Source organism: Yinghuangia aomiensis (genome assembly GCF_039542225.1).
Taxonomy (GTDB): Bacteria; Actinomycetota; Actinomycetes; order Streptomycetales; family Streptomycetaceae; genus Yinghuangia; species Yinghuangia aomiensis.
Genome location: NZ_BAABHS010000007.1, coordinates 184,999 through 207,193, shown reverse-complemented (window position 1 = coordinate 207,193; position 22,195 = coordinate 184,999). Strand labels below are relative to the sequence as shown.

The following is a 22,195-nucleotide window of genomic DNA, read 5'->3' as shown; positions in this document are numbered from 1 at the left end:
GGCGTGCGCACCACCACCGACGGGTAATTCCCCGGGCTGAGGGGTCGATGGGAAACCCGTCCCACGCCGTCCCGAGGCGCGCCGCACCGCCCCGGACCCGGCCGACCAGCATTGGGGGCTGACCGTGCGCCTGGGGGACCGCCTGCAATGCCCGGGCTACGCCGTCGTGGGCGTCGAGACCACGGGCCTTTCGCCGCACCGCCACCGCATCGTCGAGATAGCGGTCGCGCTCTGCGACCCGGACGGTCAGGTCACGGACTTCTTCACCACCCTGCTCAACCCCGACGGCCCGGTTGGCGACTTCCAGACGCACGGGCTGTTCGACGACGACATCGTCGAGGCCCCCGCCTTCTCCGACGTCGCCCCGTGGCTCGCCGGCATGCTGCGCCAACGTGTCGTCGTCGCCCACAACGCGCGCTTCGAGCTGGGCTTTCTGGAACGCGAATTCCAGCGCCGCCGCCACCCGTCCGTACCGCCGCTCACCATGCTGTGCACGATGCGCGAGGCACCCGAGTACGTGCCCGAAGCGCCGCGCTTCACTCTCGTCGCGTGCTGCGAGACGGCCAGCGTCCCGGTCGACTCCGGCTACGGCGCGGGCGCCAAGGCCATGGGCACCGCACGGCTCCTCGCCTACTACCTCGAACAGGGCGCCGGGGAGGCGCGGCACTGGCAGCAGGCCCGCACCGTCGCCGCCTCGCTCAACTGGCCGCGCCGCAAGGCCGACCAGGCCCGCGCGTTCACCCGCGACGACGCGCACGACGCCCGCCGCGCCCGCGAGGAGGCCGAGCAGGCCCGCCGCCGGGTCGCGGTGTCGTACTTGGAGAAAGCCCGCGCGTTCGGCCCGCCGACCGGCGTGGGCGAGGGCCCGGACAGCTACCTGGCGGTCTTGGACGCGGCGCTCGAAGACCGCGTGATCACCCCCGAGGAAGCCGCCGACCTCGCCGAACTCGCGGTCTCGCTCGGCATTTCCGAGGCACAGCGCAAGGACCTCGACCGGCTCTACGTCACGACCCTCGCCGCGTCGATGGTCGCCGCGGGCCCGGTCATCGACCGCGAGGAACGCGCCGACCTCACCCGCGTCGCCGCCCAGCTCGGCATCCCGCGCATCGCCCTCGACGACATCATCGGCATGGCCCGCGACACCGCGACCGAGCACCACGCGGCGCCGATCCTGGCACGCGGCCGCGCGCTGCTGCCCGGCCAGCACGTGCTCTTCCACGGCTACCTGGCGGTGTCCCGCTCGGAACTCGACCAGCGGATGGCGCGGGCCCGGCTGGAGATCGCGTCCGGCATCCACGACCGCGTGGACGTGCTGGTCGTGGCCGACCCCGACGAGTCCGCCGACCGCACCTTCTGGGCCCGGCAGCGCGGCATCCGGGTGCTCATCGAGCCGGTGTTCCTCGCCCTCCTCGCCGACCTGGAACGCGAACGCGGATCGGCCGCGGACGCCGCGTCGCGGGTCGCCGCGGCCGGCGTCCTGGCGGGCGCCGGGGCGGCCGTCGCCGGGGGAGCCCCCGCGCGGCGCACGACCAGCGGCTTCCTCATGCCCCGGCCCGGCAGCACCCCGCCGTCCGGGGCCCTCGGCGGACCCGCGGGCCTCCCGGCCGGCGGCCCCGGCTCGCCCCTGTCGGACGACTCCGGACCGCTGGACTCGACCGGCGACGAGACCGTCGCGGAGACCGCGCCCGGCACCGAGGCCCTCCCGCCGATCCCGCCCCCGCCGCCCCCGGCGGTGACCGCCGCGCTCAGCTCGGTCGGCCCCGGCGGCGCCGACAAGCCCGCGGGGCCGGCGACGCCCCCGGGTGGCGTCCCCGGCGGGAAGGCCGCCCCGGAGCGCGTGGTCGACCGGCATCCCGAGCCGCTCCCGGAACGGCCGACGGTGCCGCCGCCGACCGGGCCGCCGATTCCGGCCAGGCCCACCGAACCGCCGCCGACCACGGGCACCGAAGTACCGCGGGTCGCCGACCGGTCCGGACCGGGCACCGGAACCGTTCCCCCGGTGCCGAAGGACCCGCCCCGCACCTCCGCCACGGAGTTCGGCGTCCCGGCGGCCACGACCGCGCTGCCGGTCCCGTCGGGGACCCTGCCGGTGCCGCCGACCGAGGGCACCACCGTCGTGGCGCCGACCGAAGGCACTGCCGTGATGGCGCCGCCCGTTCCGCAGACACCGCCGCCCACGGAGGCGTTGCCGGCCCCGCAGGTTCCGCCGCGGCCCGCGGATCGGCCCGCACGGCCGGGACGCGACCGGTCCCTCGGCGGTGGGCCCGCAGTCGTCGTGGGCGCCGCGGCCTCGGCTGCCGTTTCCGGTGCCGCCGCCACCCCGGCCGCCGCCCCCGCTTCCGCTCCCGCGGACGAGCCGCGGTCGCTGCAACGCGGCCAGGCCGTCACCATGGACCGGCTCGGCACCTTCACCGGCGCCCTGCGCGTCGAGGCCGCCTGGTGGGGGCCGACCGAAGTCGACGCCGACGTCATCGTGCTCGTGCTCGACGACGACCGGCGCGTGGGCGCCGACGAAGACCTGGTGTTCTACAACCAGCCCGTGCACCCCAGCGGCGCGGTTCGCCTGGCAGGCAAACTGCAGGACGGCAAACCCGGTTCGGATTCCGTCGACATCGACGTCACCCGGCTGCCGGAAGGCCGCGTCCGGGTCGTCGTCGCGCTCGCCCTCGACGCCGGATCCGGCACCGCCTTCGCCCAAGTGCCCGTCGCCGTCGGTATCGTCGACCCTGTCACACGGCGCCGACTGGCCGATTTCCGGCTCACCGGCGGGGAGGAGACCGTGATGATCCTCACCGAGGTGTACCGTCGCGGTGACCAGTGGCGGCTGCGGGCGGTCGGCCAAGGCTACGCGGAAGGCCTCGCCGCGCTGGTGACCGAATACGGAGTGGTGGTGGACGAATGACGCGGTAGCGCCCTGCCGTTCCGGCCGCCACGGCGCGTCCCCGGACCCCGCCGCCGGTGCCCGGCCGGCGTGGATTCCGTTGGCGCGACGGCGAGTTCCCCGCCGAGCGGGGCGACCCGGGCCGGCCGATTCCGGAGACCTCCGGAACGCCGCCCGCCGCCCTCCGGGCCACCGCCCGGGGCTCCGTCCCGGGCCGCTAGCGGACGACCCGCCGACCGTTCATGCCGACCCGGCCTGTGCACGCCCCGGCCGCCTTTGATAAGACTGCGACCATGCCGCGTGTGTTTCCCGGGGAGCCGGACGCCGACCTGTCCGGGGCGTCCCCGCGTATCTCCGCCTCCGGGCACTCCGGGCCCACACCAGACGAACCCAGCGTTCCCCAACTCACGACTGCGAATCCGGTGACGACAGCAAAGTCCGCGGCACCCAAGCCGTCCGCACCCCGTAACCCCGCCCACGCATCGGTCCCGAAGCCCGGACCGCCGCGCCCGGCGGCCCCGAAGCCGGGCCCGCCCCGGCCGGCCCAGCCGGCCGCGGACGCCGAACCGGCGCCCGCCAAGCCCGCCGCGGTCCCCGCCGCGCGCAAGCCGGAGCGGTCCTCCGGACCCGACATCCGCCTGGTCTCCGCCACCCCGGAAACCGCGCTCGACGTCGCCGACGAGACCGTCGACCGGCTGCTCGACGAGGGCACCGCACCCGACACGATCCTGGTGCTCACCACGGGCGAAGCACACCCGTGGCAGCAGCACGAGGAGTCGTTCGGCAGTGAGCCGTACTGGCGCCAGTACACCGAAGGCAACGACGTCTTCTACGCCCGCGCCCTCGGCGACCGCCCGCTGCGCCGCGACACCGTCGTCCTGGTGGTGAACGGCTTCGCGGATCCGGCGCGCTCCACGGACGCGCTCGTCACGGCGATCGGCTCCGGCACCGCCGCGGTCATCGTGTGCGGCGACCTCGACCAGGTCCGGGCGCTCACCGGACTCTGACCCGGACCCCGCCCCGGCCCGACGACGGGCCGAGGCGGGTCCGCGAGGGCGTGCGGTGGCGTGCGCGGCGTTTCTTTCCGCCGTCATGCCGCCGGTGGCGTTCGCGCGCCTTGCCGGCGGTGGCTTCCCCGGCAGGGTGCAACGGGCGTTCCGTCCTGTCTTCGACCGCTCCGTGCGGCGTGCGCCGCCGGCACAGCGTGCGGTTTCCGCGGCTTCGCGATGTCGGGGCCGGCCGGGTCATGCCGTGCTGCCCTCGCGCACGACCACCCGTCGGGGCGGTTCCCTCACGCGACGCACACACGGTCGCCGGAAGTCGGCTACGGTTCGGTCCCATGTCGGAATCGCCTTCGGTAGCCCGGCAACCGGGCTCGTTCTCGGCCGAAGCCAGTGGGCTACGGTTCCCTTCTATGTCCGAATCCCCCTCCATAGCCCAGCTGCTAGACCGTTTCCTCAGCGACCAGGAAGACCGGTTGTCGCTCCAGCAGTACCGCGCGTGCAACACCGTCGTGGACATGCTGGCGAACTACCTCAACCGGTATGCCTTCGCGGTCTTGAACCCCGTCGACCGCAAGGAGTGGGACGCGGCGTACGAGTCCGGCGATTCCGACGCCTATTGCAACCTGTTCGGCGTCCGCAAACTCGTCCTCGGCATCAAGCCGTTCCACGAACAGCATCTCCGGGGCCGCCTGCACGCCCCGGAGATGGTCCAGGAACACGCCCTGAGCGTCACCAGCGACCTCGCGGACTGGCTCGCGTCCCAGGGACACTCCGGACGGCCCTGAGCGCCTCAGGGGGCCGTCAACGACCTTGCGGTGGCGCGGGGTTGGGCGGGGTCCGGGACGGGCGGCAGGGCGGACGGCGTGTGGGGGCGATCGGCGGCAACGGCGGCCGGGGTGCCGGGGCGGTTTCGGTGGCCCCAGGCGCGTGAACGCCGTGGGCCGGCGGGGGGTCTCTGCGGGGCGGTCGGCGGTGGGCCGGGTGGGCGCAGGTTTGCCTTCGCGCCGCGATCTCGTCGGCTGCCTTCCAGGTCCGTGCCGGGGCGCCCGTCGGTGATCCGCACGGCGGTTCTTCGGCCTGGGCTCCATGGCACTGCCGCGATCCGGGACGGTCGATCGGCATCGGCCCGGCGCTGCGTGAGTCACCTTTCGAGTCGGCCTGCCGCGGGTCAGCCGGAAGGTTTCTGCGGTGGCCGGGCCGACAGCCGTCGAACGCTGTGCGTCGCGGGCGGTGTTTGTGGTGCCGGCCATCGGTTTCGCCGTGCATAACTGACGCATAGTCAGATACCGCAGGCGGCAACGAGATTCGGGTCACAACACCGTTCGCGATGCGGATTTCCCGGCGCTGCCGGGTAGCCGGGGCCGAGGTCGCGCACGGCGCTCTGTCTCGTGGCTCGTCGTCTCTTGGCTCGTCGGGCCCGCGTGCGGTCGGCTCGCAGGCTCAGGAGCAGCGCAACCCCGCCCCTGTCGCTCCCGCGTCCGTCAAATACCGCACCGGTGCCGCGTAGTCGCGCTCGCCCGGACCCGGCGGCCCCTCCGCGTACCCTCCGAAAGCCGCTGCCGCCGCCGGAACTTCCGTACGCTCCGGAACTCCGACGCCTCGTCCGGGAGCCGCCACCGGCAACTCCACCGGGACCTCGTGGCCCGCCGACTTCGTCCGCGTCCCCGGCTCGACCTGCGGTTCGGTCCGGGGCTCGATCTTCGGCCCCACCCGTGCCACCGTCCGCTCCGCCGGTTCCGGCGCAACGCGCGGTCGCGGTCGCTGTGCGGTCGCGGCCCGCCGCTTCGGCTTCGTCTCCGTCTTCGCTTTGCCCTTGCCGCCGCTGCGCCGCGTGGGGAGGAGCGCGACCCGCGGCACGGAGGCCGGGGTGCGGCCGGAGCGGCCGTCGCCGACGACCTCCCAGCCGTCCTCGGCGAGCACCACGACGGCGCCGCCGCGCAGCCCGTGGAGCGCGCAAGCGTCGCGCAAGCCCCACATCCACCGGCCGTCGTCCGCTTCCCAGGCGCGGCGGCCGTCGCGGCAGAGCAGCAGCACGGTGGTCCGCACCGGGGCGGGCCGCCGCAGGTCGTCCGGGACGATCAGGCGCAAGGTGGCCAGAATCGTATTGCGGCACTGCCACCCGTCGACCGGTCCCGTGCCGCCGTCCATCGCGAACGACGCGCTGGCGACCGGCCGCCCGGTGGCGTCGAGCACCGCGACGACCGCGGTGCCGGGGGTGGGGCCGTGCAGTTCGTGGAGGCGGGTGACCAAGGCCCGGGGGTCCCGCAGCAGCGGAACGTCGGACGAACGCCACGACTCCGGATCGATCGTCCGGACCGAATCGGCGACCGGTCTCATGGCGGACGTGCGGCGGGTGGGCCGGATCGGGGTGGCTGCGACGGCTGAGGCGATGGCGGCGTTGGTCACGGCGCTCCTTCGGTCCGGGGGCGGGCCGTGGGGAGCAGACCGCCGTCAGCCGGTATTTGACGCGCAGGCAAAAACAGAGGCGGGCGCACCGCGAACTCGCGCGGCACGACCCGCAAAGATCACCAGGGCGCTAAGTCGATTCTTCCGTGTGGGTCCGACGCACGGCAACAGGGAAACGTGATCGGCTCCACACGAAATCTCCCTGTCACCAACCGGACACACCCACGCCATCCAGCCGCCCCCACGCGCCGTGCCGGGCGGCGCGTCGGCGTCTTCTCGGGGCGGACTCGTGCTCACTCACCGCACGCGTGACTTCGCCGGCCATCGCCCGCGCCCGGGGTCGATCCGCGGGTCGGCCCGCGCTGCCGTCCCGGACGCGGCAGCCGCGAACAGCCCCTGCCGGCCGCGATGAGCCCGAAGGACTCAGGCGGCTACGGCCCCAGCGCTCGACGTTCCGCCTGCCAGAGCTCTCCGACCGCAACGCGTCCTCGCCCCGGCTTGCAAGTCCGCCCGCGCTCCGGCTTGCGCACCGGTTGTTCACGCCGTCACGGAGTGCCGGAGATCCGGCGGCAGGCCTCGGGGCGCCGCGCGTTGCTCGTTGCTCGCACAGCGTCAGTCGCCCACGGCTCGCGCCCACGGCAGCTCTGTCGCACTGGTCGTTCACGCCGTCACGGCATGTCGGCTATCCGGTGGCAGGCCTGCGCGCGCTGCGCGTTCCTCGCGCAGCGTCAGCCGCCTACGGCTCGCGCCCGCGGCGGCTCCGGCTCAGGGCGCGATCCTTTTACTTAATGTGACTTCGTGGTTACGTGGTGTGCGTCCCCGGCTCTGGCCGTAGGCACGCAAACGCTTTGGGGCGGCTGCCGGCGCACACGCACGGGGGAGTCCGTCGGTGGGCGGCGAGCGCCCGCCCCGTAATCGCCCGCGGCCAGTCCGTCCTCGGACACTCGAACTGGCCCTGCCTCCGACTTGCGCCCGGCCTGCGAGCCGCCCCGGGCCTGTCCCGGCGTCGGGCGGGCGCCCCCGCGAGGCCGGCGCTCGCGGACGCCTGACCCGCGCTCCGCCCGCAGGGCCTGCGGCCGGCCTGGACCTTCGCCGTCGGCCTGTTCCCGCCCCTTTGTGCGCCGCCGTCGAGCTGCGCGTTGCCCCCGCAGCCGGGCAAGCCCGCTCGCGCGCCTGGTACGCGCGCCCTCGCGCCGGGCGTGCGCTCCCACGCTCAAGTCGTCGCACGCTGCCTGTGCCCCGGACCTCACCTCCGCACCGGGACCGCCTCCAGAACCCCCACAACTCGCCCTCGCCTACCCCCAGACCGCCACCGCGTTCCCGCTCGCCCCTCTGCGACCGGCCTCCACCCCCTCGCCAAAAAAATTTCGAAGAAGTTCCGCGGACCTGTCGATCACGCGCGGCCCCGTTCGACCTATGGGTGAGAGGGTCCGGGAAGACGGGCCCGACGAACCAGGGAGACGAGCCCCATGAAGTTCATGCTGATCATGCGCGCGACCGACGAGGGTTACGCGGCGATGGGCGAGGTCGACTTCGAGACCATGCTCGAGCGGATCGGCCGGTTCAACGACGAGATGATCCGGGCCGGGGTGCTGCTGGCCGCCGAGGGGCTCGACAATGCCGCGGACGGTGTCGTGGTCGATTACGCGTCCGAACCGCCGGTGGTCACGGACGGCCCTTACGGCGAGACCAAGGAGCTGTTCGGCGGGTTCTATATCCTCAACGTCGCCTCCAAGGAAGAAGCCGTGGAGTGGGCGAAGCGGGCCCCCTCGATCGGGGCCGGCTTCAAGGCCGAGATCCGTCGGGTGACCACGATCGACGAGTTTCCGCAGGACAACGAATGGATCAAGAAGGAGCGGGAGTGGCGCGAGGCCACGGGCCAGCTCTGAGCGGGCCGGTCGCGGAGGGGCGCGCCGACCGTGAGGCCGTCGCCGCGGTATGGCGGATCGAATCGGCCCGGATCGTCGGCGCGCTCGCCCGCTACACCGGCGACTTCCCCCTGGCTGAAGACGTCGCCCAGGAGGCGCTCGCCGAGGCCTTGGTGACCTGGCCGCGCGAGGGGGTGCCCCGCAACCCCGCCGGCTGGCTGCTCGCGGTCGGCCGTCGGCGGGCGATCGACGCGTTCCGGCGCCGTGCCACCCGTGACGAGCGGTACGCCGTCCTGGCCCGCGACTTGGGCGAGGGCGGCGCGGCCGCCGGTGCGGCGCCCGGCGATCCGGCGGGCGCCGCCGACGACGTGCTGTGGGATCCGGACCAGATCGACGACGACGTCCTCGCGCTGATGTTCGTGTCCTGCCATCCCGTGCTGCCGCGCGAAGCGCGGGTGGCGCTCACGCTGCGCGTGGTCGGCGGTCTGACCAGCGACGAGATCGCCCGCGGCTTCCTCGTCCCGACGGCCACCGTGCAGGCGCGGATCACCCGTGCCAAGAAGGCGCTGGGCGCGGCCGGTGTGCCGTTCCGGGTGCCCGCCGCCGACGAGCGTGCGGAACGGCTCGGTTCGGTGCTGAGCGTCGTGTACCTGATCTTCACGGAGGGGTCGTCGCCCACGTCGGGCCGCGACCTCATCCGCTTCGACCTGGCCGGTGAAGCCCAGCGTTTGGCGCGGGTGCTGAGCCGGTTGATGCCGGACGAGCCCGAAGTGCATGGCCTGCTCGCGCTGTTGGAGCTGACCGCGGCGCGTTTCCCGGCCCGCACCGGAGCGGACGGCGAGCCCGTCCTGCTCGAACACCAGGACCGGCGCCGCTGGGACCGCGCCGCCATCCGCCGCGGCCGGGCGGCGCTGACCCGGGCCGAGAAGGTCGGCCGCGGACTCGGCGCCTACGGAGTGCAGGCCGCCATCGCCGAATGCCACGCCCTCGCCCCCTCCGTCGACGACACGGACTGGGACCGCATCGTCCTGCTCTACGAAGCCCTCGGCACGTTCGCGCCCTCGCCCGTCGTCGACCTCAACCGCGCCGTGGCGGTTTCGATGGCGCAAGGGCCGGCCGCCGCGCTGCCGCTTGTCGACGCCCTCGTCGAGCGGGACGCCCTGCCGAACTCGCACCTCTTGCCAGGCGTTCGCGGCGAACTGCTCACCCGCCTCGGACGGGCCGACGAAGCCCGCGCCGAACTCGAACGCGCCGTGCTGCTGTGCGGGAACGCCCGCGAACGGTCCGTCCTGCAACGCAAGATCGCCGCGTTGACGGATGCCGACGACAAGCCGGATCCGGATTCCGGCGCGTCGTAGCCGCCGTCGCGCCGCGGGAGGCGGACCGAATCCCGGGCGGCCTGCCCCACATTCAGCCCTCGACGGCCAACACCAACGGCAGCACCTCCCCGGCTCCGGCTTGGCGAAGCAGGCGGGCCGCGACGGTCAACGTCCAGCCGCTGTCCATGCGGTCGTCGACCAGCAGGATCGGGCCGCTCGCCTCGCGCACCGCCGCGGCGGCCTCCGGCGGGAGGACGAACGCGTCGGCGAGGGCGCGGAGACGCTGGGCGCTGTTGCTGCGGGCGGGGGCGCGTTCCGCGTGCGGCGCGTACTCGATGCGGCCCAGCCACGGTAGTCGCCCCACTTCGGCCAGCCGGGCGCCGAGGGAATCGATGAGGGTGCCGTGCGTCCGCGAGGCGATGGTCACCACACCGATCGGGCGTTGCTCCCATCCCCACGCCGCCAGTACCTGGACGACGGCGCCGAAGACGTCGTCCGGCACCGGGGCGTCGGCGGCATCCGCGGCGAGCAGCGGCCGCAGACGGTTGCCCCAGCCGATGTCGGAGAGTCGGCCGAGGGCGCGGCCCGTTGCGGCTTGTTCGTCGGCCTTGATGCGTCCCTTGAGCGGCACGCCCGCGTCCGTCATGCCGGTGGGCCACATGCGGCGCGGCTCGACTTCCACTCCTGGTCGGCCGAGTGCCGCCCGGGCCGCGTCGAGCGATGCGGTGGCGACGTCGTCGCCGTAGCGGGCGCCCGCGCAGGTGTCGCAGCGGCCGCACGGTGCTGCTTGTTCGTCGTCGAGCTGGCGGCGCAGGAATTCCAGACGGCAGCCGTCCGTCGCGATGTAGTCGCGCATGGCCTGTTGTTCGCGGCCGCGGGCCTCGGCGACGCGGGCGTAGCGTTCGGCGTCGTAGCGCCACGGCAGGCCGGTGGAGATCCAGCCGCCTTTGACGCGCTTTGCGGCGCCGTCGACGTCGAGCACTTTGAGCATCAGTTCGAGGCGGTTGCGGCGGAGGTCGACGCGCGGTTCGAGGGCGGCGGTCGACAACGGCCGTCCGGCGTCCGCGAGGACGTCGAGGGTCCGGCGGACCTGGTCTTCGGGCGGGAACCCGAGCGAGGCGAAGTACCGCCAGATGGCTTCGTCTTCGCGGCCGGGCAGGAGCAGGACGTCGGCGCGGTCGACGGCTCGTCCCGCGCGGCCGATCTGCTGGTAGTAGGCGATGGGGGACTGGGGGGAGCCGAGGTGGACGACGAAACCCAGGTCGCCCTTGTCGAAGCCCATGCCGAGGGCCGAGGTCGCGACGAGGGCTTTGACGCGGTTGGCCAGCAGGTCGGCTTCGGCCGCCTGCCGTTCGGCGTCGTCGGTGCGGCCGGAGTACGACGCGACGACGTGGCCGCGCGAGCGGAGGAACGCGGTGACTTCCTCGGCCGCGGCCACCGTCAGCGTGTAGATGATCCCGGAGCCCGGCATCTCCGGGAGATGCGTGTCGAGCCAGGCGAGGCGGTTCGCCGCATCCGGGAGGCGCAGCACGCCCAGGGTGAGGCTTTCGCGGTCGAGCGAGCCGCGGAGCACGAGCGCGTCCTCGTCGTCGGTGCCGGTGCCGAGTTGCTCGGCGACGTCGGCGGTGACGCGGGCGTTGGCGGTCGCGGTGGTCGCGAGGACCGGCACGTCGCGCGGGAGTTCGCCCAGCAGGGTGCGGAGCCTGCGGTAGTCGGGCCGGAAGTCGTGTCCCCAGTCCGACACGCAGTGTGCTTCGTCGACGACGAGGAGCCCGCAGGCGGCGGCGAGCTTGGGCAGCACGGTGTCCCGGAAGTCGGGGTTGTTCAGCCGCTCGGGGCTGACCAGCAGCACGTCGACCGCGCCGTCGGCGACCTCGGCCTGCACGGCGTCCCACTCGTCGACGTTCGCCGAGTTGATGGTCCGGGCGCGGATCCCGGCGCGCGCGGCGGAGTCGATCTGGTTGCGCATCAGCGCGAGCAGCGGGGACACGATCACCGTGGGGCCCGCGCCGCGGGCGCGCAGCAGCGATGTCGCGACGAAGTACACCGCGGACTTTCCCCACCCGGTCCGCTGCACGACCAGCACCCGGCGGCGGTCGGCGACCAGGGCCGCGACCGCCCGCCACTGGTCCTCGCGCAGCCGGGCGGTGTCGCCGGCCAGCCCGCGCAGCACGGCGTCGGCTTCGCCGCGCAGCGCGGCGAGGGGCCCGTCGGCGGCGCCGGACGCGGGGGCACCGGACGGCGGCACCGCAGGGCGGCCGGTCTCGGATTCGGGGTCGGGGGTGGCGGTGGAACTCATGGGGACCTTTGTAGTCGGTTCTCCGGACAGGCGGGCAAACCGCGACACGAATATGTGGAGAAACGATTCTCCATGAGGTTGCCGGGCAAAGTTGTCCACAGCACTTGGCGTGTGGCGCGCCCGGGGGCCAAGGTGGAGGACGGGGCCGCGGGTGCCGGGGAGGCCATGCATGCGCTATCTCGATCTCGACGTCGACGCTCTGCCCAAGATCGGCCGCATCGGGCTCGGCACGTGGCAGTTCGGCTCCCGACCCTGGGGCTACGGCGAGCGCTACGCCGCGGTGACCGCCCGCGCTCTGGTCGGACGCGCCGTGGAGCTGGGCGTCACGCTCTTCGACACCGCCGAGGTCTACGGCGCCGGACGCAGCGAACGGATCCTCGGCGCGGCGCTCGGCGACGACGCGGCCCGGGTCGTCGTCGCCACGAAGTTCGCCCCGGTCCTTCCTCTCGCGCGCGTCGTGCGCACCCGCGCGTACGCGAGCCGCGACCGGCTCGGCGTCGACCGCATCGGCCTCTACCAGGCGCATTTCCCGAATCCGCTGTTCGGCATGGACACGGCGGTGCGGGGGTTCGCCGAACTGCTCGACGACGGGGTGGTCGCGGAGGTCGGCGTCAGCAACTACGACCTGGCCCGGTGGCGCCGCGCCGAGCAGGCGCTCGGCCGCCGCGTGCTGTCCGACCAGGTCGAATTCAGCCTCGCGCACCCCGGACCGCTCGACGACCTCGTGCCGTGGGCCGAACGCAACGGGCGGATGGTCATCGCGTACAGCCCACTCGCCCAAGGCCTGCTCGGCTGCCGCTACGACGCCTACAACCCGCCGTCGGGGTTCCGCGCCCGCGGCGCCCTGTTCCGGCCCGCGAACCTCCGGCGCGCCCGGCCGCTCCTGGAACTCCTGCAGGAAGTCGCCGCCGCGCACGACGCCACGCCGGCCCAGATCGCGCTCGCGTGGGTCCTGCACCGCGGCCCGGTCGTCGCGATCCCCGGCGCCTCCACCGTGGAGCAGCTCGAACGGAACGCGGCCGCGGCCGAGATCGAGCTGGCCGCCGACGAGTACACGGCACTGACCGACCAGGCCCTGGCCTTCCACCCCGAGCACGGCCGACTCGGCCAACTAGCGCCCCGGCCAAGCCGCCACAATCCCCGGATCGAGTGAAACACCTGTCCACAGGCCCGAGTTGTCCACAGTTCGCCGCCGACCGCGAAGTCCTCCGCCCGGATACGTCCACGCTTGCGGCATGCGTGAAACCACTCTCGCCCCGATGCCCGCCGAGACCGTCCTGCGCGTCTCGAACCCCGCCGAACTCCTGGAGGCCATCCCCTACTTGATCGGGACCACGCCCGCCGACAGCCTCGTCGTGTTCGGCGTCCGGCCAGGCCGGCGCGGCCGCGTCGCCCCCGTCCTCCGCCTCGACCTCCCGCCGCCCGAACGCTTCCGCGCCGCGGCCCGCCACCTCGTCGCCACCATCGCCCGGCACGGCTCCGCCGCACTCGGCGTCATCGTCTACATCGACCGACCCGTCGGCGGCGACCAGCGCGGCGTCGACCGCTACCGCCCGCTCTACGAAGCCGCCCTCGACCTGTGCGCGGAACACCGACTGCCGTTGTTCGAAGCCCTCTGCATCGAACGCGGACGCTGGTGGTCCTACACCTGCACCACCGGCTGCTGCGCCTCCGAGGGCCGCGCCCTGCCCGCCGAAACCGCATCGGTCATCGCCGCCACCGCAGTTTCGGCCGGACTCCCGCCGCCGGTCCCGCAGACCGCACTCCTGCACACCGTCCGACCGCCCGAGGGCCTCGCCCGCAAAGCCGCCGACCGCGCCTTCGCCCACGTCCGCCGCGCATTGGCCCACCGCAGCGAGGACTACGGCTCGCTCATCGGACTGCGCACCGAATCCCTCGCGCTCCTGCACGCCGCCCGCGTCCGCTTCCGCAACGGCGACCGCGATCTACGCCACGACGAAGCAGCCCGCCTGGTCCTCGGACTCACCGACATCCACGTCCGCGACCACGCCATGTCCTGGGACGACCCCGACCACCGTCCCCTGCTCGCCCTGTGGACCGCGTTGGCCCGCATGTCGCCGCCGCCCGAATCCGCCGTGCCCCTGACCCTCGCCGCCTGGACCGCCTGGACGGGGGAGGAGCCCGCGATGGCCCGCGTCGCCGTCAACCGCGCCCTCGACGACAACCCCGGCTACACGATGGCCCAACTCCTGCACACCGCCATCAACAGCACCCTCAGCGCCCGTGAATCCCGCCGCGCCCTGTTCCCGGAACGCAGCCCGCGACGGCCACGGCGGGACCCCGCAACGACGACCCGAGCACGCAGCAGCCCGCGCGACAAGCCGTCGGCCGACGCACCGGACGACCGCAACGGCCCGGACCCCGACAGCCCGCCGGACGCCCACGCCCCGGACCCCCACCACACCGACCCCGAAACCGACCCGTGCGGCGACGCCCGCGACGGCGGCCCCACCGGCCGCGGCACGGCCCCCGCCGAAACCCCGCCCCCCGAAGCCCAGCCCACGCTCGACACCCCCGACTTCGCCGGGCCCGCACCCTCCGAGGAGCAGCCGTGACCACCACGACCACACTCCCGCGGTTGACCGTGCCGAGCCCACACCCCCGAGGAACAGCCATGACCACCACGACGAAACCCCCACGGCCGGCCTTCCGCGGCACGGTCACCCCGCCGGCGACGCACCCCCGCACACACCCGGCGAACTCCTCGCCCCGGTCCCGGCCCGCGTCCCCGGAACGGGTGGTGCTGCCCGGGCACGGCCTGGCGAATGGCTCGTGCCGCGCCGACAAGCGTGACTACGCGGCCTCCGGCGCGTTGGCCACGGAAGCGGGCGCGCGACCGCGTGTGCGCCCGGTGGTCGGCACGGGTGCGGTCCTGACCCCTCCGTGCCCGAGGCCGCGAGCGCAGGCCGACGAGGAGCAGCCACGTGACCGGGATCAGAACGCCCCACCCCCTCGCGCACGACGCCCTGATCTGCGTCGACGCCCCGGGCATGGCGATCTGTCCGCGGGACGGGCAGCTCCGTGGCCGGGGCGTCCACGGACTGTTCCACGACGGACGGCGCCTGCTGGCCCGCTCGGTGGTCACCATCGGCGGCGCCGAACCGGAGCCGCTGTCCTCGCACACCGTCGGTGCGGGAACGGCGCGTTTCCTCGCGATGCACCGGTTCGTCGCGGATCCGGTCCCGGACCCGGCGCTGGTCGTCGACCGGACCCGGCAGGCGGACGGCCGCGAACGCGTCGTGATCCGCAACACGACCCGGCGGCGCGTCCGCGTCCCGGTCGAAATGACCCTCGGCACCGACCTCGCGCCGATAGGGGAGCTTCGGGTCGGCCGCCGCGGGCCGGATCTCGCCGCCCGGGTCTGCCCGGGTGGACTGACGTGGAGTTCCGCCGACGGCTGGGTGGTGCGTGCGGTGGCGAGCCCGGCGCCGGAGACGGCGCTGGCGGCCGCCGGGATCCTGCGCTGGGACATCACCCTGCAGCCGGCCGCGTCGTGGACGGTCGAACTGCGCGTGACCGGGGCTCCGGCGCACCAGCGGGCCGGCACGACGACCACGCATGCGATCCCGGCGCCGCGGGCGCCGCTCGGGCCGCCGCCGTGGTCCGAAGCACGCGTCCGCTGCGACGACTTCCGCGTCGCGGAATGGATGCGGCAGAGCCTGGTCGACCTCCGCGGCCTACTGGTCGCCGACCCGGAACACCGCACCGTGCCGATGCCCGCCGCCGGAGCCCCCTGGCAGCTGGTCCCCACCGGCCGGGACTGTCTGTGGACGGCACGCATGCTGCTGCCCCTCGGCACCCGCCTCGCCGCGGGCACGCTGCGCATGCTGGCCGACCGCCAAGGCCGCCGCGCGGACCCGCTCAGCGGCGAAGAGCCCGGCAAGATCCCGCATTCGCTGGGACCCGGGGGACGTGCGCCGCGCTACGACTGCGTCGGTTCCACGGCGCTCTACGTGACGCTGCTGGGCGAAGCCCGCCGCTGGGGGCTCAGCGATTCCGAAACCGAGCCGCTGCTGCCGCACCTGCGCCGGGCGTTGGCCCACCTGGCGGCGACGCTCGACACCCACCCGGACGGGTTCGTCCGGGTGGGCCCGGGCGGCCCGGCACCGTGCGAACTGCAAGGACAGGTCTACGAAGCCGCCGTACACGCCGCCCGGCTGCTGCGCGAATTCGGCGAGGACACGGACGCCGGCGACGCCGCATCGCCCGACGCGTGGCGGAAACGCGCGGCCGATCTCGCGGCGCGCTTCCGCGACCGATTCCGCGTCGAGGACGCCGCGGGACCGTACATCGCCGCGGCCCTGGACGGCGAAGGCCGCCCGGTCGCCGTCCCCAACTCGGCGATGGGGCAACTGCCCGGCACCGGCATCCTCGACGATGCCGCGTGCGCCGATGTGGCACGGCGGCTGCTGAGCCCGGACCTGAACTGCGGGTGGGGACTGCGGGGGATCGGCGCCCGCACCCCCGGCTACCACCCGCTCGCGGTGCGCGGCGGCGTCGTCCGCGCACACGAAACCTGCGTCGCCATCGCCGGCCTGGCCGTCCACGGCCAAGCCGACGCCGCCTACGAACTGCTGTCGGGACTCCTGGAGGCCGTACCGCACTTTGGATACCGCATGCCCGAGATGCATGCCGGAGAACAACGCGTCCCCGGGCACGTGCCCGTCGCGCACCCGCTGGCCTGCCGCCCGCTGGCCCGCTCCGCCGCGGCGATCCTGCCCGTGCTCGTCGCCCTCGCCGGCGTCCGCCCCGACGCTCCACGCCAACGGATCGTGGTACGCCCCCCGGCAGCCCCGGCCATCGGCGAACTGGAACTCGCCGACCTGCGCGTCTCCGGCGACCCCTTCACCGTCCGCATCAACCGCCAGGGCCAGGCGGTCATCGAGGCCGCCCCGGAAGGCATGCAACTGGCGATCTGAGCGGACACGAATGAACAAACCGCAAAACCTGGCGGAGGGGGTGGGGGGAGGGCCCTCAGACGCGGCGGCAAGTTGGCGCGGCGGGGGGCAAGGCGACAACAACCCAGCGCCCCAGCCCAGCCCGGCCCAGCCTCAAGCCTCCGGCCGCAGCATCGGCGGGTTCAGCTTCTCCGCCGACCCCCGTCGGAACAGCTGTGCAGGCCGACCGCCCTGGCGCGTCGTCGTCCCGCCGGTGGGGACGAGGAAGTCCGGGGTCCCCGTCACCTTGCGGTGGAAGTTCCGCGGGTCCAGGGCAACGCCCCAGACCGCTTCGTAGACCCGGCGCAGTTCGCCGACGGTGAATTCCTCGGGGCAGAACGCCGCCGCGAGGGACGAGTATTCGATCTTGGCGCGGGCGCGTTCCACACCGTCTTCGAGGATCTTGGTGTGGTCGAACGCCAACCGTGAGCCGTCCGCCAGGTCGGCGGCCGGTGTCCAGCGCGCGCCCGCGGCGTCGCCGCCCGGGCGGGGTGTGGGGAGGTCGGGGGCGAGGACCAGGTACGCGACGCTCACCACACGCATCCGCGGATCCCGGCCCGGGTCGCCGAACGTGGCCAGCTGCTCGAGGTGCACTTCGAGCTGGTCGAGCCCGGTCTCCTCGGCGAGTTCGCGGGCGGCGGCGGCCTCCAACCCCTCGTCCGGCCGGACGAAGCCGCCCGGCAGCGCCCACTGGCCCTGGAACGGCGGCTCGCCGCGGCGGATCGTCAGCGCGTTGAGCGTGTGGTCCCGGACGGTGAGGACGACGAGGTCCACGGTGACCCCGAACGGGGGATACGGAGAGGCGTCGGAGGGCGACATGTGTCGATCTTAGTCGTCTGCCTGACGATAAACAGCCGTACGACGCAAACGACAAGATGGACTGTTCCCGCAGGTCGGGGGCGACTTCACCGGACCGGAACCGGTACCGCGACCGAGGCCGGAAACACCCCGACAACCCAGCTCAAAAACACCCCGCACCCGCCCCGCCCTCAGTCCTGCCCCCCGATATCCAGCGAGACCGAGTCGTAGGCCAGCTGCGTGTCCCGCCGTCGGTGCGAGCCCCACTGCCGGACCAGGTCGCGGATCCGCGGTCGGGCCGAATTGAGCCAGCCCGGGTCCACCGGCTCGTGGGCGGCGTCGGCGCTCAGTTCGTCGACGATGGCGCTCAGCCGCCCGTGCTCGCGCCGCAGGCGCGTCGCCGTACAGGCCAGGCGGGGATCGCTGCGCCCGACCTCGTCGTAGAGCCCGTCGGGGCCTTCCGTGGCCGCGATGTGCTCGTGGAGATCGGTGCGGAGTTGGCGGAGTCCGGACCGCAGCGTCTCGAGCCAATTGGCGCCGCTCGCCGACGAGAGGCTGTCGCGCAGCAGCGCCAGCGCGTCGGTCTTGCCCGCCGAGGCGGACGGGGTTCCTGGGACACCGGGAAACGTCGGAGCTGGATACATGGGAGACATGCCGGCCTCCGGGCGCTCGTGGTCGGTGTCTCGATGGTCCCTCCGCCCCGCGAGCCGTGTCCAGACTTGGACGTCTCCTTTGCTATTCGGATTCTTCTTCGTATTTGGCGCAGAGTGCGGCATGGTTCCCCAAGAATCCGTATTCATCCATGTACCGTGCGAAATGTCCGCAGGTCCGCGGGCGCCACGGCGGCGAGGGACAGGCCAATGATCGAGGTCCAGGGACTCACCCGGAAGTACGGCGGCGCAGTCGCCGTCGACGCGCTCTCGTTCACCGTCCGCCCCGGGCAGGTCACCGCCCTCATCGGCCCCAACGGCGCCGGGAAGTCCACCGCGCTGCGCCTCATGCTGCAACTCGAACGCGGCCGCGGAAGCACCCTCTTCGCCGGCTGCCGCTACCGCGAGCTGCGCCACCCGGCCCGCGAGGTCGGCGTGTGGCTGGGCGCCGAGCCCGCGGATCCGCGGCGCCGGGCGCGCACCGAGCTGCGGGTGGCCGCCGCCGCGCACGGGATCAAGCGGGCGCGCGTCGACGAGGTCCTCGACCTCGTCGGACTGGCGCCGGTCGCGGGGGTGCGCGTCGGCGCGCTGTCCATGGGCGCCCGCGGCCGCCTCGGGATCGCCACCGCGCTGCTCGGCGACCCGCACACGCTGATCCTCGACGAGCCGTCCGCCGGGCAGGACCCGGAAGGCGCACGCTGGCTCCGCGAGTTCCTGCGCGCGTACGTGTCGCAGGGCCGCACCGTCCTCGTCGCCGGCCACGGCCTGACCGAACTCGCCGACTGCGCCGACCACGTGCTTGCGATGTCCCGCGGCCGCCTGTGGGCCGACGAAGCGGTCGTCGACTACCGCGCGCGCGCCGAGGGACACGAGGTGTTCGTCCGCACGCCGCAGGTCGAACGCCTCGTCGAGCTGCTGCGCGCCGAAGGACTCGCCGTCCACGTGCACGGCGGCACGGTCCTCAGCGTCAGCGCGGACCGCGCCCGGATCGGCGAGATCGCGTTCCGCAACGGCGTGCTGCTGCACGAGCTGGCGCAGCGCGAGACCTCCGTCGCCGACGCGTTCTGCACGGTGGCGGCGCGGAACCGGGCGGCGACCGAGAGCCGGGTGCGCATCGACCAGGCCCGCCATTTCCCCCGGTCCGCGGAACGCGCGGAGCGCCGGGCCGCCCGCGAGGACGTCAAGCTGGCAAAGCGGACCAAGGCCACGGCAGACGCCTACGAACGCCTGTACGACCCGACCGCCGACGTCACCTCGCCCCCCGAAGGCGTCATCCCCGCATCCGCGGCTTCGGGGCCCGCCGACACCGACGCCTCCGTCAGTGCGATCCCCGGCCCCGCCCAGGCATCCCGCTCGTCGGACAACCGTTCGCCGCACCGCCGCCCCAAGCGCCGCCGCTGGCTGGCCCGCAGCTCCGACAACGACGCCACCCCCACCGACGACGACACCCGCAGCCGCACCCGCTCGGACGGCGTCAACGTCTGATCCGCCACCGGGGACGGGCGCACGCAGGCTCCGCGCCCACCCCGGCGGCGGGCACCGCACGTTCCACCCCCGGAAGCCGACCCGGCACACCGAACTCCCAGCCGCACCACCCATCCCGCGAGGTGACCCGCATGACCGCCGTCCGATACGAATGGGCCCGCCTTGCGACCGGCCGCGGTCTGTGGTGGTCGGGTCTCGGCACGCTCGCCGTCGGCGCCGCCACCACATGGGCCGGAGCCCGCGAACTCGACGCCATGCCGGTCCGCGCGGCCGACGCCGCCCAACTCGTCACCGCGGGCACCGTCGGCAGCACCACGCCCCTGGCCGTCCTCGTCGTCGCGTTCGCCGCGGTCCTGGCCTGTGCGCGCGAGCAGCGCGCCGCGGCTCTGCCGGCGCTGCTCATCGCGCTGCCGCACCGCACCCGCACACTTGCCGCGAAGGTCGCGGTCACCGCGCTCCTGGCGGTGACCGTCGCGTGCGTCGGCGTCGTCGTGAACGCGGCCGTCGCCACCGCGCGCTTCGGATCCGGCTTCCGCGCACTCGCCTGGGACCAGGCCCCGGCGCCGCGCATCCTCCTCGGCTACGCGGCATACCTCGGGCTCGCCGCCTGCCTGGGCCTCGCCGTCGGCATCGTGACCCGCGGTTCCGCGATCGCGGCCGTCGGGCTCGCCGTCCTCCCGCTGGCCCTCGAACCGCTCGCCGGCCGCGCCGCCGAACTCGCGCTCGCAGAGCCCTACCGCGACGCGGTCCGCTACCTGCCGTTCCACGCCGCCGACCGCATGCTGGCCGTCGGCGACCCGGCCACCGGCCTCAGCCCCGGAACCGGCGCCCTCACGTTCGCCTGCTGGACCGCAGCCGCGCTCCTCACCGCCGGCCTCGTCTTCGCCCGCCGCGAAGCCTGACGCCGCGAAGCCCGACGCCGCGAAGCCCGTCCGCCGCGAGGCCCCACGCCGCGCGGCGGACAACGCACGCCGCACACCGGATCCGTGGACGGCCCCGGCGGCGCCCGGTTCACCCCCGCGCCCCGTGACGCGCACGAACGCCCGGGACCCCCGCCCCGGCCGCCCCGCTCAACCCGCCACGCCCGCCGGATCACCCGCGCTGCCCCGACACACCGCCCTGTGTCCGCTGCGCGGCTGCGTCCGCCCTCGTACCCAACCCCCACCCCCCTCCCCGGCAACTTTCGCCAATACCCCCATCAATCACCAACACCCACAAAACTCTACAAAAAGCTCCTTTCACCCCAAGGGCCTCCCCCGTGCGGGGGACAACTCCGCAAGGCCGATCACCCTTTCGTGTTTTTTTCAGCCGGGATCGGCGGAACGGCTCAAGACCGGCACGCCGCACGCCGAGATGAAGGAGCGTGAGTATCGCTCCCCATCACTCCCTGCCCGCCGTGGGCACGGCGCCGACCGTGCCGTCGCCCGACGCCTACCGTGTCTCCCCCGCGGACCTGCCGATGCCCGCCTCCGAGGCCGCCGCCCCGCGCTACCCCTGGGACTCCCCGGACATCGACCCGATGCGCGGCGTCCGCAAGCCGGGCGGTCCGCGCGGTCGCGGTCTGCACGGCCAACTCGTCCAGCAGCTCGGCCAGATGATCGTGGCCGGCGAAGTCGGCTACGAACGCCCCCTGGTGCCCGAGGAGATCGGCCAGCGCTTCGAGGTGTCGCGCACCGTCGTCCGCGAGTCGCTGCGCGTTCTGGAAGCCAAGGGCCTGGTCAGCGCCCGTCCGAACGTCGGCACCCGGGTCCGCCCGGTCGCCGACTGGAACCTCCTCGACCCCGACATCATCGAGTGGCGCGCGAGCGGCCCGCAGCGCGACGCGATGCGCCGTGAGCTTTTCGAACTTCGCTGGGGCATCGAGCCGTTGGCCGCGCACATGGCGGCCTGCCGCAACCACCCCGACGTGGTGCGGCGGCTCGCCGAGATCGTCGTGATCATGCAGCACGCCGTCGCCGAGCCCGACCCGGCGAGCTTCACGCGCGCCGACGCCGAGTTCCACGTGCTGCTGCTCCAAGTCGCGGGCAACCGGCTGCTCGAGCACCTGTCCGGTGCCGTGGCCTCCGCGCTCCAGATGTCCGGCGGGCACGCGGCCGGATGCGAACACCTGTCGGAGTCCTCGGTGGCGCTGCACGCCCGGCTCGTCGACGCGGTCGCCGCGGGCGACGGCGACGGCGCCGCGTCCGCGATGCGGTCGCTGCTCGCCGTCCACCCCGAGGTGGAACGCCTGTTCCCGGCGCCGCGCGAAGGCTGACCGCCCGACCGGGCCGCGGCCGTCCGCCCGAGCGGCCGGCCGCGTCGTTCCCGCACCGGAACCGGCGGCCACCACCGACGACCAGGACTGACGGATCGTCAATCGGCAGGCGTCGACGGCACGTTGAGCGGGTACCGGATCAAGTACCCGGCAGCGACGCCGCCGGCGCCGGCCGCCCGACCGGCACCGCAACCCGACGCGCGCACCCCCGACGCCCCGAGGCACTCCCGACACCCATCAGGCGCACGCCCGGCGCGCGCCAGGGGCGCACGG

General features: G+C 74.0%; 14 protein-coding genes and 1 pseudogene. 11 read left to right on the top strand and 4 right to left on the bottom strand.

Going from position 1 to position 22,195, the window contains the following annotated elements; all coding sequences use genetic code 11:
- The first annotated feature begins 124 nt into the window (after nucleotides 1-124).
- The 3 genes from ABEA93_RS11930 (at nucleotide 125) to ABEA93_RS11920 (ending at nucleotide 4,670) form a co-directional block, all read left to right on the top strand.
- A complete protein-coding gene (locus tag ABEA93_RS11930) occupies nucleotides 125-2,902 on the top strand; it encodes a TerD family protein (protein ID WP_345675405.1) in 2,778 nt (925 codons plus the stop codon).
- A gap of 272 nt (nucleotides 2,903-3,174) precedes the next feature.
- Nucleotides 3,175-3,888 (top strand): hypothetical protein, encoded by a 714-nt coding sequence (locus tag ABEA93_RS11925; protein ID WP_345675404.1) that lies wholly within the window; start codon nucleotides 3,175-3,177, stop codon nucleotides 3,886-3,888.
- 407 nt (nucleotides 3,889-4,295) lie between these two features.
- Entirely contained in the window at nucleotides 4,296-4,670 is a 375-nt protein-coding gene (locus tag ABEA93_RS11920; RefSeq protein WP_345675403.1) for a hypothetical protein, read from the top strand.
- Nucleotides 4,671-5,649: 979 nt separating this feature from the next.
- Here the strand turns inward: ABEA93_RS11920 and ABEA93_RS11915 are convergent.
- Nucleotides 5,650-6,291, bottom strand: a pseudogene (locus tag ABEA93_RS11915) (hypothetical protein); the annotation flags it as partial.
- A gap of 1,469 nt (nucleotides 6,292-7,760) precedes the next feature.
- Here ABEA93_RS11915 and ABEA93_RS11910 point away from each other — a divergent pair.
- Together ABEA93_RS11910 and ABEA93_RS11905 are read left to right on the top strand one after the other, a co-directional pair.
- Nucleotides 7,761-8,180 (top strand): YciI family protein, encoded by a 420-nt coding sequence (locus tag ABEA93_RS11910; protein WP_345675401.1) that lies wholly within the window; start codon nucleotides 7,761-7,763, stop codon nucleotides 8,178-8,180.
- Nucleotides 8,153-9,517 carry an RNA polymerase sigma factor gene (locus tag ABEA93_RS11905; RefSeq protein ID WP_345675400.1) on the top strand — a complete coding sequence of 455 codons (1,365 nt, stop codon included), beginning with the start codon at nucleotides 8,153-8,155 and terminating at the stop codon, nucleotides 9,515-9,517. The genes ABEA93_RS11910 and ABEA93_RS11905 overlap by 28 nt, the downstream gene beginning before the upstream one ends.
- Before the next feature lie 52 nt (nucleotides 9,518-9,569).
- Here the strand turns inward: ABEA93_RS11905 and ABEA93_RS11900 are convergent, their stop codons facing one another.
- Nucleotides 9,570-11,777 (bottom strand): RecQ family ATP-dependent DNA helicase, encoded by a 2,208-nt coding sequence (locus ABEA93_RS11900; protein WP_345675399.1) that lies wholly within the window; start codon nucleotides 11,775-11,777, stop codon nucleotides 9,570-9,572.
- Nucleotides 11,778-11,946: 169 nt separating this feature from the next.
- On the opposite strand from ABEA93_RS11900, the gene ABEA93_RS11895 reads away from it, so the two are divergent.
- The 3 genes from ABEA93_RS11895 (at nucleotide 11,947) to ABEA93_RS11885 (ending at nucleotide 16,717) form a co-directional block, all read left to right on the top strand.
- Nucleotides 11,947-12,930: an aldo/keto reductase gene (locus ABEA93_RS11895; RefSeq protein ID WP_345675398.1), complete on the top strand. Its 984-nt coding sequence runs from the start codon at nucleotides 11,947-11,949 to the stop codon at nucleotides 12,928-12,930.
- Nucleotides 12,931-13,012: 82 nt separating this feature from the next.
- Nucleotides 13,013-14,353: a DUF4192 domain-containing protein gene (locus ABEA93_RS11890; protein ID WP_345675397.1), complete on the top strand. Its 1,341-nt coding sequence runs from the start codon at nucleotides 13,013-13,015 to the stop codon at nucleotides 14,351-14,353.
- A gap of 369 nt (nucleotides 14,354-14,722) precedes the next feature.
- Nucleotides 14,723-16,717 (top strand): glycogen debranching N-terminal domain-containing protein, encoded by a 1,995-nt coding sequence (locus ABEA93_RS11885; protein ID WP_345675396.1) that lies wholly within the window; start codon nucleotides 14,723-14,725, stop codon nucleotides 16,715-16,717.
- A 132-nt stretch (nucleotides 16,718-16,849) separates the two neighbouring features.
- Here ABEA93_RS11885 and ABEA93_RS11880 read toward each other — a convergent pair whose 3' ends face one another.
- Both ABEA93_RS11880 and ABEA93_RS11875 read right to left on the bottom strand, forming a co-directional pair.
- Entirely contained in the window at nucleotides 16,850-17,554 is a 705-nt protein-coding gene (locus ABEA93_RS11880) for an NUDIX hydrolase (protein ID WP_345675395.1), read from the bottom strand.
- A 170-nt stretch (nucleotides 17,555-17,724) separates the two neighbouring features.
- The gene (locus ABEA93_RS11875) at nucleotides 17,725-18,186 is read right to left on the bottom strand and encodes a hypothetical protein (RefSeq protein WP_345675394.1); all 462 of its coding nucleotides are present in this window, start codon (nucleotides 18,184-18,186) and stop codon (nucleotides 17,725-17,727) included.
- Nucleotides 18,187-18,393: 207 nt separating this feature from the next.
- On the opposite strand from ABEA93_RS11875, the gene ABEA93_RS11870 reads away from it, so the two are divergent.
- The 3 genes from ABEA93_RS11870 (at nucleotide 18,394) to ABEA93_RS11860 (ending at nucleotide 21,922) form a co-directional block, all read left to right on the top strand.
- The gene (locus tag ABEA93_RS11870) at nucleotides 18,394-19,668 is read left to right on the top strand and encodes an ABC transporter ATP-binding protein (RefSeq protein ID WP_345675393.1); all 1,275 of its coding nucleotides are present in this window, start codon (nucleotides 18,394-18,396) and stop codon (nucleotides 19,666-19,668) included.
- 131 nt (nucleotides 19,669-19,799) lie between these two features.
- Entirely contained in the window at nucleotides 19,800-20,570 is a 771-nt protein-coding gene (locus ABEA93_RS11865) for an ABC transporter permease (protein ID WP_345675392.1), read from the top strand.
- Between the two features lie 557 nt (nucleotides 20,571-21,127).
- Nucleotides 21,128-21,922, top strand: a complete 795-nt coding sequence (locus tag ABEA93_RS11860; RefSeq protein ID WP_425584918.1) for a FadR/GntR family transcriptional regulator — start codon at nucleotides 21,128-21,130, stop codon at nucleotides 21,920-21,922.
- The last annotated feature ends 273 nt before the right edge of the window (nucleotides 21,923-22,195 follow it).